Annotated in this window: 15 protein-coding genes; 13 read left to right on the top strand and 2 right to left on the bottom strand. The window is 50.9% G+C overall.

The window, feature by feature from the left end:
• Nucleotides 1–245: 245 nt before the first annotated feature.
• From ACLIN2_RS24470 to ACLIN2_RS24410, 13 genes are all read left to right on the top strand, one after another.
• Nucleotides 246–1,544: a hypothetical protein gene (locus ACLIN2_RS24470; protein ID WP_411502411.1), complete on the top strand. Its 1,299-nt coding sequence runs from the start codon at nt 246–248 to the stop codon at nt 1,542–1,544.
• 25 nt (nt 1,545–1,569) lie between these two features.
• The gene (locus tag ACLIN2_RS24465) at nt 1,570–2,496 is read left to right on the top strand and encodes an ABC transporter permease (protein ID WP_092272755.1); all 927 of its coding nucleotides are present in this window, start codon (nt 1,570–1,572) and stop codon (nt 2,494–2,496) included.
• Nucleotides 2,497–2,554: 58 nt separating this feature from the next.
• Nucleotides 2,555–3,484: an ABC transporter permease gene (locus ACLIN2_RS24460; protein ID WP_411504594.1), complete on the top strand. Its 930-nt coding sequence runs from the start codon at nt 2,555–2,557 to the stop codon at nt 3,482–3,484.
• 13 nt (nt 3,485–3,497) lie between these two features.
• Nucleotides 3,498–4,496 carry an ABC transporter ATP-binding protein gene (locus tag ACLIN2_RS24455; RefSeq protein ID WP_411502410.1) on the top strand — a complete coding sequence of 333 codons (999 nt, stop codon included), beginning with the start codon at nt 3,498–3,500 and terminating at the stop codon, nt 4,494–4,496.
• Nucleotides 4,496–5,479: an ABC transporter ATP-binding protein gene (locus ACLIN2_RS24450; protein WP_411502409.1), complete on the top strand. Its 984-nt coding sequence runs from the start codon at nt 4,496–4,498 to the stop codon at nt 5,477–5,479. The genes ACLIN2_RS24455 and ACLIN2_RS24450 overlap by 1 nt, the downstream gene beginning before the upstream one ends.
• An 84-nt stretch (nt 5,480–5,563) precedes the next feature.
• Nucleotides 5,564–7,225 carry a peptide ABC transporter substrate-binding protein gene (locus ACLIN2_RS24445; RefSeq protein ID WP_411502408.1) on the top strand — a complete coding sequence of 554 codons (1,662 nt, stop codon included), beginning with the start codon at nt 5,564–5,566 and terminating at the stop codon, nt 7,223–7,225.
• Nucleotides 7,226–7,293: 68 nt separating this feature from the next.
• Nucleotides 7,294–8,022 carry a gamma-glutamyl-gamma-aminobutyrate hydrolase family protein gene (locus tag ACLIN2_RS24440; protein WP_328202385.1) on the top strand — a complete coding sequence of 243 codons (729 nt, stop codon included), beginning with the start codon at nt 7,294–7,296 and terminating at the stop codon, nt 8,020–8,022.
• On the top strand, nt 8,019–8,819 hold the full coding sequence (locus tag ACLIN2_RS24435) for a M55 family metallopeptidase (RefSeq protein WP_411502407.1): 801 nt from the start codon (nt 8,019–8,021) through the stop codon (nt 8,817–8,819). The genes ACLIN2_RS24440 and ACLIN2_RS24435 overlap by 4 nt, the downstream gene beginning before the upstream one ends.
• A gap of 83 nt (nt 8,820–8,902) precedes the next feature.
• On the top strand, nt 8,903–9,769 hold the full coding sequence (locus tag ACLIN2_RS24430; RefSeq protein ID WP_301169692.1) for a LysR family transcriptional regulator: 867 nt from the start codon (nt 8,903–8,905) through the stop codon (nt 9,767–9,769).
• 146 nt (nt 9,770–9,915) lie between these two features.
• The gene (locus ACLIN2_RS24425) at nt 9,916–11,025 is read left to right on the top strand and encodes a mandelate racemase/muconate lactonizing enzyme family protein (RefSeq protein ID WP_411502406.1); all 1,110 of its coding nucleotides are present in this window, start codon (nt 9,916–9,918) and stop codon (nt 11,023–11,025) included.
• Nucleotides 11,026–11,266: 241 nt separating this feature from the next.
• Complete coding sequence (locus ACLIN2_RS24420; protein WP_411502405.1) at nt 11,267–11,689, top strand: DoxX family protein; 423 nt, start codon at nt 11,267–11,269, stop codon at nt 11,687–11,689.
• A gap of 82 nt (nt 11,690–11,771) precedes the next feature.
• Entirely contained in the window at nt 11,772–12,101 is a 330-nt protein-coding gene (locus ACLIN2_RS24415; protein ID WP_301169689.1) for an ArsR/SmtB family transcription factor, read from the top strand.
• Entirely contained in the window at nt 12,098–12,520 is a 423-nt protein-coding gene (locus ACLIN2_RS24410; RefSeq protein ID WP_411502404.1) for an SRPBCC family protein, read from the top strand. Before ACLIN2_RS24415 ends, ACLIN2_RS24410 begins: the two co-directional genes overlap by 4 nt.
• Before the next feature lie 89 nt (nt 12,521–12,609).
• On the opposite strand, the gene ACLIN2_RS24405 is transcribed toward ACLIN2_RS24410, so the two are convergent.
• Both ACLIN2_RS24405 and ACLIN2_RS24400 read right to left on the bottom strand, forming a co-directional pair.
• The gene (locus tag ACLIN2_RS24405; RefSeq protein ID WP_411502403.1) at nt 12,610–13,785 is read right to left on the bottom strand and encodes a copper amine oxidase; all 1,176 of its coding nucleotides are present in this window, start codon (nt 13,783–13,785) and stop codon (nt 12,610–12,612) included.
• A gap of 54 nt (nt 13,786–13,839) precedes the next feature.
• On the bottom strand, nt 13,840–17,451 hold the full coding sequence (locus ACLIN2_RS24400) for an Ig-like domain-containing protein (protein ID WP_411502402.1): 3,612 nt from the start codon (nt 17,449–17,451) through the stop codon (nt 13,840–13,842).
• Nucleotides 17,452–17,456 lie beyond the last annotated feature (5 nt).

The raw sequence follows: 17,456 nt of genomic DNA, 5'->3' as shown, positions 1-17,456 counted from the left end.
TCGCTATTTCCGACATGGATGTGGAATGTCAGAAAAGCTGACGTTTCATTTATATGAATATTTATTATAGATTGACAATTCGAAGTTTTGTGCATAACATTAGCTTAAGCCTAATTACAGACATATTAGAGAATAATTTTAGTGATGATGATTGGGGGTTTACTCACATTTACCGGATATTTTTACCGTTTTTTATTTAATTTATTAAATATCGGACTAATTAAAGAATAGTAGAAGGTGATTTGTTGTCCCTCTCATTTGCCGTTATTGGACCCAAGCTTTTAGTGGATGACATCTGTGAGGTATTGAAGGAATTTCCGCAGATTGAGCCTACCAAACTCATTTACGACTCTGAGAAAAATGCCAGAGACTTGCTGACGGGAAGCATGGAAGTTTTTGATGTCTATTTCTTTAGTGGAGACGTCCCGTTCCTGACCACGCAGGACTTGATCCCCTCGCATGCCTGCTCCTTGTTCATTCCATTTGATGGTGCTGAGCTCTACAAGGTCATCCTGCAAATTTATCGTCATTATCACTTCTTTCCGATCATCAGCTTTGACGGTGTTCCAGCGAAGAATTTGCGTGAATTTTTCGGCGAAATCGAGATCTCCAACGTGAAATGGTACTCCAAAAACATGGATGGCTTCCAGAATTCCGAGGAGCTGTACGAACACCACATGAACCTGTGGCAGGAAGGAAAGGTGCAGGTCGTTGCTACATCTATCCACTCCGTTTATCAGAGATTGAAGGAGAATCAGCTTCCCGTCTTTTTCATCAAGAGCACGAGGCAGCTCATTCGCGATACGATCAACCAGGCTTTATGGCTGGCGAGAGATCAGAAAAAGCAGCTGGCGCAAATCACGGTGCTGCAGTTCAAGATTGAGCCGAACGAGGAAGGCAAGTACGAACGGGACAAAAGCGTCCCGGATCGTTTTCAAAAGAAGATCACGGATTTCAGCAAGCGATTGTTTGCCTCAACGACAAGTGGGGACCCAAGCGAGTACACGTTGTATACCACGCGTGGAATCGTGGAGAAAGTGACCAAGGATTTTACGAACTTCCCCATTCTGAAAAACGGAAATGGGGAAGTTGGGACTATCAATCTCGGGATTGGCATGGGAGACACGGTCGAACGTGCTTTGTACAATGCCAACAGAGCCGTCGAGTTCGCTGTCCGCAATCCGGGAAACAGCGCTTATCTCATTGATGACCAAATGAAGGTCCTAGGGCCGCTCGGGACGAGGAATACGCTGGATTATTCCCTCATCGACGAGCAGCGCGGCGATTTCGTCTCTACCTCTGTGCGCAAGATGTTTTCGTGGCTGCAGATTATCCAGAAAAATGAGGTGACGACGCGGGAAATCAGCGTCGGAATGAATACGGGAGAACGCAATGCGGCGAGGATGATTCAAAAATTGAAGGAAAAAGGAATCGCTGAAGCTATCGGCAGTGAATCCATGAGTCAACGGGGCAGACCGCGTCCCATTTACCGTATCGATTTGCAGCGATTGTCAGAGGAAATAAAAGGCAGGAACAAACCGTAATGCGAAAAAGGAGGTTCGGTTCGAGATGGCTGGTTATATCGTAAAGCGTTTTTTTGCCAGTATTCTTACGATGTTTGTCCTCATCACTATCACCTTTTTCCTGATGCACGCCGTACCGGGAGGACCGTTCAGTCCCGCTGAGGAGAGAAAAGTCCCGAAAAGCGTAATGGAAAAAATGGAAGAGAAGTTTGGGTTAAATGAGCCGTTAGGCGTGCAGTACGTGAACTACCTGAAGAGCATCGCCCAAGGGGATTTGGGGATTTCCTTCAAGCAGTCAGATGTCACGGTGAACGAGCTGATTTCCCGAGGCTTCCCCGTTTCTGCAAAAGTGGGCTTGATCGCGATTGTCATCGCACTCATCGTCGGCATGCTTCTGGGGATCACGTCGGCGATCAAGAGAGGAAAGTGGCCGGATTGGCTTTCCATGATCGTCGCTACCATCGGGATCTCGATTCCGAACTTCGTCATGACGGTTTTGATGCTGTTTTTGTTCGTCGTTGTGATGAAGCTGCTACCTTCTTACGGACTGTCTAGCTGGAAGCACTACATCCTTCCTGTCGCAGGCTTGGCTTTTGGACCGATCGCCTATATCGCCCGGCTGATGCGCTCGAGCATGCTCGAGGTCATGCGCCAGGACTACATACTGACAGCCAGAGCCAAAGGCGTTCCTGAATACCGCGTCATTTTCAAGCACGCTCTCAAAAATGCGATCATTCCTATCGTTACTTATCTGGGACCTCTCGTGGCAGCACTTTTGACGGGTAGCTTTATCGTGGAAAGAATCTTCTCGATTCCAGGCATTGGCCGGGATTTCGTATCAGGGATCAGTGACCGGGACTACTCCGTCATCCTCGGATTGACAGTCTTCCTCGGGATATTCATCATCATTTCGAACTTTATCGTAGACATTCTCTACGCCATTATCGATAAACGGGTAAAAATTGAGGAGTAGGTGATGACTGATGAATTACGCAGCGAAAAGGAGCGAGGGAGCTGTTCCTTTGTCCGATATGGACCAGGCGTGGGCGGATCTTCCTGATGAGGATTTCACCCGGCTAAAGGATTCCACGCGGCAGACGGACGCCATCGCCAGACCGAGCAAATCCTACTGGCAGGACGCGTGGAGCCGGTTTCGCAAAGACCCTCTGGCAATGATTGGACTCTTCATTATCATCGTGATCGCCATCGCCGCGATCGTCGGACCTTGGCTTTCCCAGTACACGTACGATGGTCAGGACATCGCGAATCAGAACCAAGGCCCATCCGGTGAACACTGGTTTGGGACAGACAAGTTTGGACGCGATATTTTCGTCCGTGCCATGTACGGAGCGAGAATCAGCTTGACGATTGGTGTGGCAGTTGCCGCGATCAATCTGGTGATCGGGGTTATTTATGGAGGAATTTCCGGCTACTTTGGCGGCAAAGTAGACATGGTGATGATGCGCATTGTCGATATCATGATCGGGGTTCCAGACTTGCTCTACATCATTCTGTTGATGATGTTTCTGGGAAATACGATTGAGAGTATCCTGCTCGCCATGTCGCTGACCTACTGGATCGGAACAGCGCGCATGGTCCGCTCTCAGGTCATTACGCTCAAGCATCAGGAGTACGTGCTGGCAGCGAGGGCGACAGGCTCTTCGAACATGAGAATTTTGTTCAAGCATCTGATTCCGAACAGCATGGGTCCCATTATCGTAACCGTTACCTTCCTCGTTCCATCCGCGATCTTCACGGAAGCGTTTCTCAGCTTTTTGGGAATTGGGATTCAGGTACCGATGGCGAGCTGGGGGACTCTGGTAAACGATGCGGTCCCGACTCTGTTTACCCAGCCTTATCAAATGCTGTTCCCGGCTATTGCCATCAGCGTGACGATGTTTGCCCTGAATTTTATCGGCGATGGACTGCGAGATGCCTTGGATCCGCGGTTAAAGAAATAAAGGCGGTGTTAACGTGAAATTACTCGATGTTCAAAATCTGAGAACAACCTTTCATATCGAAGCAGGACAGGTACAGGCAGTCCGGGGTATTTCCTTTCACGTGAACAAGGGTGAGTCGATCGGCATCGTAGGAGAATCCGGCTCGGGTAAAAGCGTGTCGATGCTCTCTCTTTTAAAGCTTTTGCCGTCCAACGCCAAGCTGGAAGCGGACAGCGTCCTATTCGATGGGATCGAGCTTGTCAAAACAGACCAAAAAGCCATGAGGAAAATGCTCGGAAATGACATCGGAATGATCTTTCAGGACCCGATGACTTCATTAAATCCGCTCTTCACGATCGGGGAGCAGATCATGGAGCCACTACGAATTCATCAAAAGCTGTCCAAGGAAGAGGCGCGAAAAAAAGCGATCGAAATTTTGCGGACCGTCGAAATTCCGAGCCCAGAAAGCAGGCTGAAGCAGTATCCTCACGAATTTTCCGGGGGGATGAGGCAGCGGGTCATGATCGCCATCGCTCTGTCCTGTTCGCCGAAGCTGCTGATAGCCGACGAGCCTACGACGGCGCTGGACGTAACGATACAGGCACAAATTCTCGACCTCATGCGCGATCTTCGCAACAAGATGGATGTGTCCATCGTCATGATTACCCATGACCTCGGCGTGATTGCGAACATGTGCAACCGAATCGTCGTGATGTACGGGGGGACGATTGTCGAGCAGGGGACGACGAGGGAGATCTTTTATGAGCCCAAGCATCCATACACGTGGGGGCTGCTTCGCTCGATTCCGCAGTTTTCCGAGGGCGAGAAGAAAAAGCTCATCTCCATTCCGGGAAGTCCACCGGATTTGCTGCAGCCGCCGCAAGGATGTGCATTTACAGCCAGGTGTCCACACGCAATGAAGATCTGTGAAAAGCTTCCTCCGCAGCAGATTTCGCTGTCTGACACGCATCAAGCGGCGTGCTGGCTGATGCACCCGAAAGCAGCTCCTCATGCGAAAGAGGTGATCAGCTAATGGGAAAAGCCAAGCAAAGCCTCGTAGAGGTACGAAATCTGAAGAAGTACTTTGAAGTGCAAAAAAGCTTTTTTGGCCGCAGCTCTACCTTGCTGAAAGCGGTGGACGACGTGAGCTTTACCATCTCGAAAGGGGAAACCTTTGGGCTGGTTGGTGAGTCTGGCTGTGGTAAATCAACCATCGGAAGAACCTTGCTGAAGCTGTATGAACCGACCGGCGGAGATATCTTGTACGATGGTAAGTCCATCAGCAGCTTGAAGCATAAAGAGATGATGCCGTACCGGAAAAAGATGCAAATGATTTTCCAAGACCCATACGCATCGCTCGATCCTCGTTTGACCATCGCGGAGATCGTCGGAGACCCTCTGGTTGTACACAACATCTACCAAGGCAAAGACCGGATCGATCGGGTCAAAGAGCTGATCGAGCTGGTCGGACTGAAAGCGGATCATCTCAATCGCTACCCGCATGAGTTTTCGGGAGGTCAGCGGCAAAGGATTGGCATCGCCCGGGCGCTGGCTGTCGAGCCCCAGTTCATCGTTTGCGACGAGCCGATTTCCGCTCTGGACGTATCGATCCAGGCGCAGGTGGTCAATATGCTGGAGGAATTGCAGGAGCGATTTGGGCTGACCTATTTGTTTGTGTCCCACGACCTGTCCATGGTGCGGCACATCTCTCACAAAGTAGGCGTCATGTACCTGGGGAGTCTGGTCGAATACGCCGATGTAAACGAGCTGTATACGAACATGCAGCATCCGTATACGCGAGCACTCCTGTCAGCCGTCCCGATCGCAGACCCGGATACCGCCGAGCAAAGCGAACGGATTCACCTCCAGGGAGACGTACCGAGCCCGATGAATCCACCGAGCGGCTGTACGTTCCGGACGCGCTGCCCGTATGCCATGAGCAAATGTGCAGAGGAGACGCCCAAACTGCGGGATATGGGAAATGGACACATGGTTTCGTGCCATCTGATTGAGTAACGCTGCAGATTCCATTCCACTCGATATGAATGCGGTCTCTTTTGGGACGGCTCATATAATATTTACAAAAATGGGGGGACGAGTATGAAAAAGAAGATGGGCTTGGTGCTCGCTGCACTTTTGGCGATCACATCCGTCACAGCAGGCTGCAGCAGTTCCAGCAGCTCCGGCACGACGGCACCACAAGGTCAGCAACAGGCAGCTCCACAGGCAACAGCAGAAAAGCCGGCAGTAGAGCAAAAAATTATTTATGCATTGAGCAAGGAACCAGAGGAAATGGACCCGACGCTGAACGTGTATGCGCGTTCCTCCATCGTGCTGCAAAACCTGTTTAGAGGCCTTTATAAAATCGATGAATCCGGGAAAAAACCTGTACCATCCCTCGCGGAAAGCTACGAGCTGGATTCGACAGGAACGAAGTACACCTTCAAGCTCAACAAAAATGCCAAATGGTCCGATGGAAAGCCGGTAACCGCGCAGGACTTTGAATACTCCTGGAAACGCGTACTGAACCCGGATGTCGCTTCCGGTGCAGCCTTCTACCTGTACTACCTCAAAAACGGAAAAGCCTACAACGAGAAGAAAGCATCGGCGGATGAGGTAGGTGTAAAAGCCGTGGATGAATCCACGCTCGAAGTAACACTGGAAAGCCCGACTCCGTACTTCCTGGAGCTCTTGTGCGTAACAGCGTATTATCCAGTTCGCAAGGATGCTGTGGAAAAAGAAGGCTGGACGAAATCTCCCGAGACGTATTTGACTACAGGGCCATTCGTGCTCAGCGAGCTGAAGCCGAAAGAAAAATACGTGCTGAAGAAAAATCCAAACTACCTGGAAGCGGACAAAGTGAAGCTGGATACGCTGGAAATCGTATTTATCGAGTCTAGCGAGGCTGAGCTGGCAGCTTACACCAACGACGAGATTCAAGTATCCGACAACATGACACCAGAAGGGATGAAACGATTCGAGAACACACCTGAGTTCTTCTCCGTTCCTCGAATCGGGATGCAGTACTTCGATTTCAATGCATCCAAGAAACCGTTCGATGATGCCAAAGTACGGAAAGCCTTCAGCATGGCTATCAACCGCGAGCAGATCATCAAGAGCATCGTCCAATCTGTAGAAAAACCTGCATTCGGCTTTGTTCCGTACGGGATTCCGGACGGCGTGCAAAAAGACAAGGAATATCGTGATGTAGCAGGCAACATGTTCACAGAAAACGTCGATGAGGCGAAAAAGCTGCTGGCAGAAGCAGGCTATCCAGATGGCCAAGGGATGCCGGAAATCACGATGATCGTCATGGCGAGCCAGTCTGACAAAGACATCGCGCAAGCACTGCAAAGCATGTGGAAGCAAAACCTGGGTGTAAACGTCAATATCGAGACTTTTGAATCGAAAGTGTATTGGGATGAAATCGACAACGGCAGCTTCAACATTGCCAGCGATGGCTGGACAGGAGACTATCCAGACCCGATGACAAACCTTGATATTTTCGAGAGCGTGAACGCATCGGACGACATCCGCTGGAGCAATCCAGAGTACGACAGACTGCTGGACGAAAACCGCAAAATTTCCGATCAGGCAAAACGGATGGAAAACTATGCAAAGGCAGAAAAAATTCTGGCTGATGAAATGCCTCTGATGCCGCTGCGCTTCTATGAAGACCAGTTCCTGGCGAAGCCAAATGTCAAAGGTGTTCTGAAAAACTACATCGGTCACACGATCTTTGAATACGCGCACGTAGAATAACCATTTGAATGAGGAAGGGTCGGGGAGCTGCTGCTTTTCGGCCCTGCCCTCGTAAGGGAGACAGAGCCATGAAACCGGTTATCGGCATTACTACCTATTTAACAGACACGATGTACAGCACGGTCAGTCGAAATTACACAGATTCGATTTACGCGGCTGGCGGCATTCCCGTCACCATTCCCATTCTGGATCAAAAGACGAGCTACGAGGAATACATAGAGTTAGTAGACGGGATTGTTTTTACTGGCGGAAACGACATCGCTCCTTATTACTATGGAGAAAACCCGGTCAAGGAGCTGCACTCCCAATCCTCCATCCGGGACGACTACGAGCTCTCCCTATTCCAAAGCGCCTATGACCAAAAGATGCCGATCCTGGGCATATGCCGGGGGATCCAGCTGATCAACGTCGCTTTAAAAGGAACGCTCTATCAGGATATCCACAGCCAAATCCCGGGGACGCTGGGGCACTATCCGAAGCAGACGGCATCCGATGAACTCTATCATTCCGTACAGATCAAAAAGGACACGAAGCTCTATGAAATCTTTGGAGAAGAGCGGATCTTCACGAACTCCTTTCACCATCAGTCTGTGAAGGATCTAGGGACAAATCTCGTAGCGACAGCTTATTCAGAAGATGGTATTGTAGAAGCAATAGAAAGCACGGAGGACCAATTCTTGCTAGGGGTTCAATGGCATCCGGAATGCATGACCAAGCGCCATCCGATGTTCCTTGCGCTATTCCGTCAGTTTATTCAGGAATCTCTTGTTTTCAAACAAAAGGGGGTATCTGTATGAAAAGGCTGTTCATCAGCGCCGATATCGAAGGCATCACCGGTATTACCAACTGGAACGAGGCAGACATCGAGAAATCGTTCAGCAAATACTTTACAGAGCAAATGACCAAAGAAGTGAATGCTGCGTGCGAAGCAGCACTCGCTGCTGGGGTGGAAGACATTCTCGTCAAGGACGCGCATAGTACCGCGCGCAATCTGGATCCGTCCAAACTGCCGGAGCAAGTCAGAATTTTGCGTGGGTGGACCAATGATCCGTTCAGTATGATGGCAGGCTTGGACGAAAGCTTCGATGGCGCTTTCCTGATCGGCTACCACTCCGCAGGCGGGAAAAACGGCAATCCTCTGGCACACACCATGAACATGCGAAATGAGCATGTCAAGATCAATGGGGAAATCGCCAGTGAGCTGACGATCAACACGTATATCGCAGCATATAAAGGGGTTCCCGTCCTGCTCGCTACGGGGGACAAGATGATTTGTGAGGATGCCCAGAAGCTGAATCCAAACATCAAAACGGTGCCAGTGAGCGAAGGGATCGGCAACGCTTCGCTATCCATTCATCCAGATCTGGCGTTGAAGAGGATCAAGGAGCAGGTCGAAGCCGTTGCGGGAGATGACCTCTCCAAATACCTGGTGAAATTGCCGGAATCCTTCCGTGTCGAGATCGCTTTCCGTGAACACTATCATGCATACAGCGGTTCCTTCTATCCGGGTGCAAAACAAACGGGTCACAAGACGGTTGAATTTGAAACGAACGATTACATGGAAGTGCTGCGCTTTTTGTTTTTCGTTTTGTAAGCTCTGGGCTGTCCCTTGGTCGAATTCGGCTTTGGGGCAGCTTTGTTGTTAGGACTGATCCAGACAAAAAGAGAGGAAAGCAAATGGAACTTCGTCAATTAAAAACGTTTCATGTGGTGGCAGAATGTCTCAACCTCACGAAAGCGGCGGAAATCCTGCGTTACTCACAGCCGACGATTACCTTGCAGATTCAGGCATTGGAGCGGGATATCGGTCACACCCTCCTAAACCGGGTAGGGAAGCGGACCTTTCTGACCCCGACAGGCAAGCTTTTGAAAAAGCATACCGACAAGCTGTTTCAGAATCTGGAGGAGCTGGAGCAGGACTTGCGCAGGCTGGAGAAGCCAAACGGCAAATTGATCGTAGCAGCGCCGGAATTTTACTGCAGCTACTATTTATCGCAGCTGCTGAGCATTTACCTCAATCTTCACCCGCAAGTGCAGATGAAGCTCCTTTGCTACAACAGCAAGGAGACGATCAAGCTGGTAGAGGCCAACCAAGCGGACATTGGCATCGTTGCCGGGAAGTGCAATCGGCCGGGAATCGAGGAGATTTTGATCGACCAAGAAGATCTGGTGCTAGTCGCCCATCCGCAGATGGTCATGTCCCGCAGCGCTTCTGAGCTTTTCCAGGTGTACCCCTTCATTACCTACGACTTGGAAGGGGTCATTAAAGAGTGTCTAGACGAGATCCAGTGCAAGCCGACTTCCACGATTGAATGCGGGAGTGAAGAAGCGATCAAACGTGCCGTCCTGTCGCAAACAGGCATCGCCCTGATCAGTGACGTCATAATTGAGGAAGAGGTCAAGCAGGGGAGCCTGCAAATCCTGCATCGATTTCCCAAACGGCTGCTGACCCATCTGATTTATCCAAAGGATCAGCGTGAATTCAGCACCGTGAGCAGCTTCATTGATGTTGTTTTGGATGTATGGCCCACATTTCGCGTGTGAGCAAGGCGATTTTCGGGAAAGTCCGAGATCGCCTTTTTCTTTTGCTTTTTTAATAGTTACCATTGGACAACCTCATTTTTCATCCCCCCCAAGATGGACTACTATAAAATCAGAAGCTTCGGAAGAAAAAACAGAGGAGGGATTCTATGAAAATCGTATCAATCGAAGTGTTCGCGACTCAGCTTCCTCTGCTGCGGCCGTTTATTGTGGCGTACGATGCGTATCAGGAGCTGCCGAGCCTAATCGTAAAAATGACAACGGATACGGGAGTGATCGGGTATGGGGAAGGCATGCCTGACTCCCATGTGACGGGAGAGACCTTTTCCAGCACGTATCAGATGCTGGTAAATGACATCGCGCCCTTGCTCATCGGAGAAAATCCATTCCATATCGAAAGAATTCACCGGCTCATGTCCAATGCGGTTTACCACGCGCCGACGGCAAAGGCAGCGATCGATATTGCCTGCTACGACATCATGGGGAAAGCGGCGAACCAGCCTGTCTACAATCTGCTGGGGGGCAAATCGCATGCGACGTTGACGGTTCCGTTTGTCGTCAGCATCCTGTCACCGGAAGAGATGGCAAGACAAGCTGCACAGGCTGTTTCCGAAGGCTATACGAGCATCAAGATCAAGGTGGGTACGGATCCCGCTGTCGATGTGAAGCGAATTCGGGCTGTGCGGGAGGCGATCGGCGAGGACATCCAGCTTCGCGTGGACGCCAACCAGGGCTGGGGCAATGCAGCTACGGCGATGCGGGTCCTTGGGCAGGTCGAGGATTGTCAGATGGAATGGATCGAGCAGCCAGTCCTGGCTGACGATTTGTTTGGCTTGGCAGACGTCAGGAGAAAGACCATCATTCCCGTCATGGTAGACGAGGGGCTGCACGGGGAAAAAGAAATGCGCGAAATCATCCAAAAGCAGGCTGCCGATCTAATCAACATCAAGCTGATGAAGTGCGGGGGGCTTTATCCGGCATGCAAGCTGGTTGCTCAAGCCGAGATGGCAGGAATGCGCTGTCAGGTCGGTTCCATGGTAGAATCCGCTGTAGCCACTGCAGCAGGTGCGCATCTTTCTCTCGCAAAAGAAGCGATCTTCTCCAATGAGATGGTCGGCCCCCTGATGTTCTCCCAAGACATCGGAGTCCTGACTTACAGAAAAAACGAGCTGATTTTGAATGAGCTGCCCGGATTGGGCGTGGAGGTAGACGAGGAGCTAGTCCGTCGCTTGAGCAGCCAATCTGCGAGGATTGAATAAGAAATTCCAGCAAGCGAAAGGATTGGACCTAGAATCAAAGTGAGTCAGTCGTAGGGCTTTGGCATGAACATGCCGAGGCCCTTTTTGCCTGAAGGAACAGAAACAAAAATACATGGTGTTGACAGGACACTAAATGGTGTCTTATTATCTAAGTGACACCATTTAGTGTCCAATTAGAAGCTATTCATTTCGTCCGTTGGCAAACAGAATCCGTATCCTTAAAAATGATAGGAGGAAACAAATGAGTAAGAGTATCGGTGTGGAAACAACAGCGCGCGTCGAATTCCAGCCCCGAGGAAAATTGATTGCTTACTGGTCCGTCACCTTCCTGCTTGCAGCAGCAGTCATGTTAAGTGGTATCGGACAGCTAATGCAATACGGGGGAAACGTCGAGCTAGTGACGAAGCTTGGTTACCCCTTATACATGTTGACCATTCTCGGGATATGGAAAGTACTCGGAGCGATCGCACTTGTCATGCCGGGATTCCCCAGGCTGAAGGAATGGGTTCATGCTGGCATTTTCTTTTTAATGACGGGGGCAGCTCTTTCTCATGCGTTTGCCAACGATTTTGGCGAGTACGGTTTTTCTATCATCCTCCCGCTGTTTTATACTGTCCTTAACATCGTCTCGTGGGCGCTGCGTCCACAAAATCGCAAACTTTAAGGAGGTGATCATTTGATCGTTTGTCCGGCTGGGCCATCCTTAGATAGCCATTGCAGAAAATCAACCTCTTGGAGGGAGTGTTGTGAGCGAGAACAACCAGCAACGGGATGTGTTTGATGCGATTGCCGATCCAACCAGACGCCGGCTGATTGAATTGCTGGCAGAGGTGGAGGAGGTACCGCTTCATGAATTAACCGCACAGTTTCAAATGGGCCGAACAGCGGTATCCAAGCATTTGACAATCCTGAAAGAGGCCGGACTGGTACTCGACCGAAAAGTAGGCAGAGAAACCCGATTTCGGCTAAACGCCTCTCCACTTCGAGAAATTCAAGATTGGGTGGCTTTCTACAGCAAGTTCTGGAGTGCGAATATGCTGCGTTTACATCAACTATTAGAGGAGGAAGAAGAATGAGTTTAGCCTTATCTTTGGATTTTCAGTACAAAACTTCGATGGAGAAGCTGTGGTCTGCCTTGACCGATCCAAACAAGCTTGCCAAGTGGGTGTGCAACATTCATACGGGTCAGCCGATGGAGAATGATTTTAAAGCGGTTGTCGGTCATCGCTTTCAGTTCCGGACGCAGCCGACTGAGTGGTGGAATGGAGTGATTGACGGAGAAGTGCTTGTCGTGGATGAACCCACTCGCTTGTCCTACACATGGGCTAGTGGGGGAGAGAAGCATACGGTCACCTGGACGCTGCAGGATTTAGGAGAAGGAAAGGTGAATCTTCATCTCGATCAAACCGGATTCTCCAATCCTCAAGGACTCGAAGGCGCGAAGTACGGCTGGAGCAAGTGGTGCGGTGAGCTTGAAAAACTGTTCGAACAATAAAAGGTAAGTTCAATCAAAGAGAAAAGGAGGAACCCCTGCCATTTTGGCAGGGGTTTCTTCTTTTACGAGAAAAGCAGTATCCACGTCCTTTATTTTGGAGGAAGCTGCAAAACCGTATTCCCAAAAGCGTCTACGACCCAAATCGCTCCGGTCGCATCTACTGCAACATCTACCGGAAGCTGGAAGGGAGATGTCGGAGTTGCTGTGGTGCTTGCGGCTGATTGTGCGGGAGACAGTGTTGTGACCTTGCCAGCATGCAGGTAGCGAATGGCACGATTTTGACTATCTGCGATGACCAAGCCACCCTCAGCTGTTAAAGCCAAGCCTCGGGGATATTGAAACTGGGCTGCAGCAGCAGCTCCATCGGTATAGCCACCCGTCATGTAGAGGCTGTTGGGCTCGTACTTTGTGGTAGTGATCCCAGCCACAGTAGAGACTGTTTGCAGGTGCAAATCAATGTAACGAATACGTTGGTTGCCTGTGTCGCTCACGTACAGATTTCCTTTGGCATCGATGCAAATTCCACTGGGCTCGTTGAATTTGGCTGTAGCCAGTGGTCCGTCCTGGAAATCTCCGGCTGGCTCGACATTCCCGGGGGACAGCTCCACGACTCGGGTGGAGGGACTGCTGAGTGTCGTTACTTTTCCGTCTGCAGCAATCTTGCGGATGACGTGATTCAGGGTGTCTGCCACGTAGACAGTACCGTCCGAAGCGACTGCCACATCAGCAGGAGAGTGTAGACGTGCCTCACTCCCTATTTTCCCATCGCGGCTGCCCATGACGCCATCCCCTGCGATCGTGGTAACTCCTTGGGCAGTAATTTTCCGAACGGAGTGATTGCCTGTATCTGCGACATACAAATTTCCGGAGGCATCCAGCGCAAGACCCTGCGGATCTTGAAAGACAGATAGCTTGGCGCTGCCGTCATAAAGGGTGCCGACTGGGTAGCCCGAGGCATCTTGTGAGAAGGTGAAGCCGGCGTATGTGGAGAGACTTTCCTGGAACAGCTTTCGGATCATATGGCTTTTGGTATCAGCGATATAGACGGACCCATCCGGATGTAAGGCGATGCCCATAGGGGAGCGAAAGGATGCAGAGTGGGCTGGACCGTTGTCCTCGCCAAATTGCCCGTTACCCGCCTTGATTGTGACTGCTTGTGCCGCAGGCGGCGGAGTAGGCTGCGCCAGAGCGGGAGTAGCCATCTGGAGCGTCAACAGACTGGTCATGAGGGTCGCCATCCAGATGGTCCGTTTCATTGGTTTCATAGCGATTACTCCTTATGGTTGAATACTTGCAGATTTTGACCGTTCTCCGTTCTCTTACACCAAAGGGGGAAGAGGAACCTCCCCTTCGTCACCGGGGGCGCCGGGCTGTTCGCCGCCGGGCTGTTCGCCGCCGGGCTGTTCACCGCCGGGCTGCTCGCCGCCAGGCTGTTCGCCGCCAGGCTGTTCGCCGCCGGGCTGTTCGCCGCCAGGCTGTTCGCCGCCAGGCTGTTCGCCGCCGGGCTGTTCGCCGCCAGGCTGTTCGCCGCCGGGCTGTTCGCCGCCGGGCTGTTCGCCGCCGGGCTGTTCGCCGCCGGGCTGTTCGCCGCCAGGCTGTTCGCCGCCGGGCTGTTCGCCGCCGGGCTGTTCGCCGCCAGGCTGTTCGCCGCCGGGCTGTTCGCCGCCAGGCTGTTCCTCACCTGGTTCTTCCGGTTCCTCATCCGGTATGTAATAGATAGATCCTTCTGCGATCATGGTGCCAGAATCGTCATAAACCTCGACCAAAATGTCATTTTCTGCACTAGGGAAAAAATCATACAGGGTCATTCGCGTGATACTCTCTCTATCATCGATGTCAGCGGGCCGTTCATCCCCGTTTACATACACGGTATAGCTAGCAGCATCGAAAATAGAATCCCAATAAAAATCATCCTGCTCTGGATCATAGTTGATGTCGAAAGGCTGGACGAATCCTTCTTCTCCATCAGCTAGTGTCCGAACTGTTTTTTCTCCTGTACCGGTAATATCGTCACCGGTCACTTCCTCAATGGAAATGGAGTACTCGGTATCGGGTTGTAGATCGGAGAATGTGTAGACGGTTTCAACAGTCTCGTAGTTACGAGGTTCTCCATTACCACCCGCCAAATGAATTCGATACCAGCCATTGAAGGAGTTCTGCGTCCATTTAATCTCAATTCGGTTGGAACGCTTGTCCGTTACTTTGATGTTCAGATCGGGCAATTCGATTGGCTCAGTGGTAAATGCATATTTCCCCTTCGCGATTACCTTTCCTTCTTCATCCAAAGCTTCCACTCTAATGACGTATCTGATGTCGGGTTCAAAGAATCCCTCACGCAGCTCGAGATAAGTGGTCGCTCCATCTGTACTTACGAATGGCTCAGGAATCTCTTCATTGTTAACGTATACCCGGTAGCGCGGCTCACCCTCCAGCGCTGACCAGAAGAATCTCCCTAGGTATTCATCTGGGTGAATCTCGATCTCATCTACGGACGGTACTGGCGTCGGTGGCGGTTCCTTTCCTAATGTGAAAGAGTTGCTTTGCGCCACGTAACGGGAGTCTTTGAAAAATTGTACCGTGTACGATTGGATCAGCATTTCTGTAGTGTCTACCCCAAGAGCAATCGTCAATCCGCTGTCTCCATGCAGCTCTACCAAGGCAATGGGCAGCGTAGTAGAGGGAGAAGATACACGAATTTGATAGGAAGCCGGATCCACAGGCTGCGTAAAGCTGACGCTGATCGTGGAGCCGTCCATGACGCTTGCTTGTGCGGTACTGTAGGAGAAGCTGACCGGATCGCTATCCCGCATGTTGAGCTTGGAGGCGTAGGCCTCGATTCGATCTCCATCCCCTGGCACAGCTAGCCGGTCATTCGGGGTGTATTCTTTCCATGCATTTCCCTTTTTGATGTAGATCGTAGCCCCGGAAGTCTCAGAGGCAAGGGAGATGCTTGTTCCCTGATCGACTAGTCCCTCATCCGGTGTTGCAGTCACGGCTGCCACCTGCGGCGCTTTCAGTACGCCGTAGGTCGAAAAGTGATTGACCGTAGCCGTAGCGATTCCGGCTTCCACTGTTGTCGGGACGTACTCCCATTTTTCATCGCCTTCCCTATGGAAGATACCGACCTGCTGTACAGATTTCCCATTTACAGGGAAGGAAATCGTGACAGGGTCATGAATCTCGATCCCTCGGAACACGAAATCGATAATGGGCCCGGCCGCCGAAAGTGTTTCGTTTGAAAAATCGGGCGAAACGTTTTGCAGCGTTACCGTAGCTTTTTCAGGCAAGCTCATGGAACCGAAGTCCATGACGACACCATTTTCAAACAGGATGCGCTGCTGCATGAGAGGCACGGGTGTGCCGATACGCGCGAAGACTGTAAGCGTAGCCTTCACCTTTTGCTCGTAGTCTTTTACGGTTCCTTCAAAGGTATAGACTCCTGTGAGGCTGGTGTCTGCTTTTTTGCTCCAGGTAACGGGTACCTCACGTTTCGAGCCCTTGTTCATCGTAGCTTCTACAGTGGCTGGAAGCGTGTACGACTGTTGGAGAAACGTTTCCAGGGAGAGTGGGGCGATGGATGAAATGGTTGGATCATCTTTATCGGATCCACCAGAGCCACCAGATCCAGACCCGCCTGACCCGGACCCACCAGACCCAGAACCACCTGATCCTGAGCCGCCCGATCCTGAACTACCAGAAGATCCAGCGGAGGAACCAGGTGCAGCTGGATGGGTTTGGTTGAATTGTTCTTGTGCCTTTTTTATGGCCTCTTCCTTGGCTTTTTCATTTGCATTGTTTAGCTTGTCACGCTGCTCCTGCAGCTTGGCCAACAATTCTGCTTGTTTTGTCAATGCATCCTTTTGTTTTTGCTTCTCTTCCTCCGCTTGCTTTTTTCGCTGTTCCTCCAATTTCAACCATTCATCCCGCATTTGATCCTGTTTGGGATTCCAGTCAAGCTCAGACGGCTTGTCGAGATCGATTTTCCGGTTTACTTCTGGATTCACTTTTTGAATCAGATCAGCGATATCTTCTTTGGAAATGATGTTTTTCTCAAGCGCTGTTTGCAGCAACGCGTTCAGCAGGTTTTCCAGGTTTTGCTGATAGCGCTTCAGATCAGCGTCTGATGACAGCTGCAGCGTCGAAGGGATGGTTGAGCCTGCAAGCTGCTGTGTAAGCTGTGCGATGAACTGATCGTGCTCCAGATCCATCAAAGCTTTGTTGCGAATGAGTGCTTCGATAATCTGCGGTGAGAGTGATTGTAATAGATCATCATCTTGAATAAAGGAGACAGCCGATTCAGACGGAAGCGTCGAGCCGCCAGTTGTTGACGGATAGTAGCTGCCTAGCATTCCCGCATAAATATTTTGAATCTGGCTATTGCCTGGAGCCTGGGTAGCTACAGTCCCGGATGCTACGAAAACGGATGAGCTTCCCGTATTCGGATCGATGCTGACGAGCAGCTGTGTTCCCCGAACTCCCATAATGGCTGTAGGGGTCGATATGGTGAATTTGTCTTGTTTGTTTGTAAATGGCTTTACCTTGATAAAGACTGACCCCGACCATACTTTCAGGTTTGCCTGATTGCTATTGATGGCAGCCTGCAAATCTGAGAGTGAGAGGACGGTATTTTCACTGACGGTCACCTCGGCAGACTGATCCATGCTCATGGTAATGCTCGATTTCGGACCCGTAGTAATGACGTCTCCCTGATTGAGGCTCATGCTTTTAAAAGCTTTGTACGCTTTGGTTCCTCCTGCTTTTTTGACCTGAACATTCCCTGTGACGGCATCGACCTTCGCTACGCGTGAGGTATCGGCAGCCGCCGCCGTCTTCGCCCCCCCGACAAGCAAGCAGCAGATGACGGCGAACAAGAGGAAAGTTCGCCAGCTTGCCAGGAGACGTGCTCCATGTCCTTTCAGGATTATATTCACTTCCG

Source organism: Brevibacillus centrosporus, from assembly GCF_046622605.1.
Classification (GTDB): domain Bacteria; phylum Bacillota; class Bacilli; order Brevibacillales; family Brevibacillaceae; genus Brevibacillus; species Brevibacillus centrosporus.
This window is presented reverse-complemented; position numbering and strand designations above follow the sequence as displayed.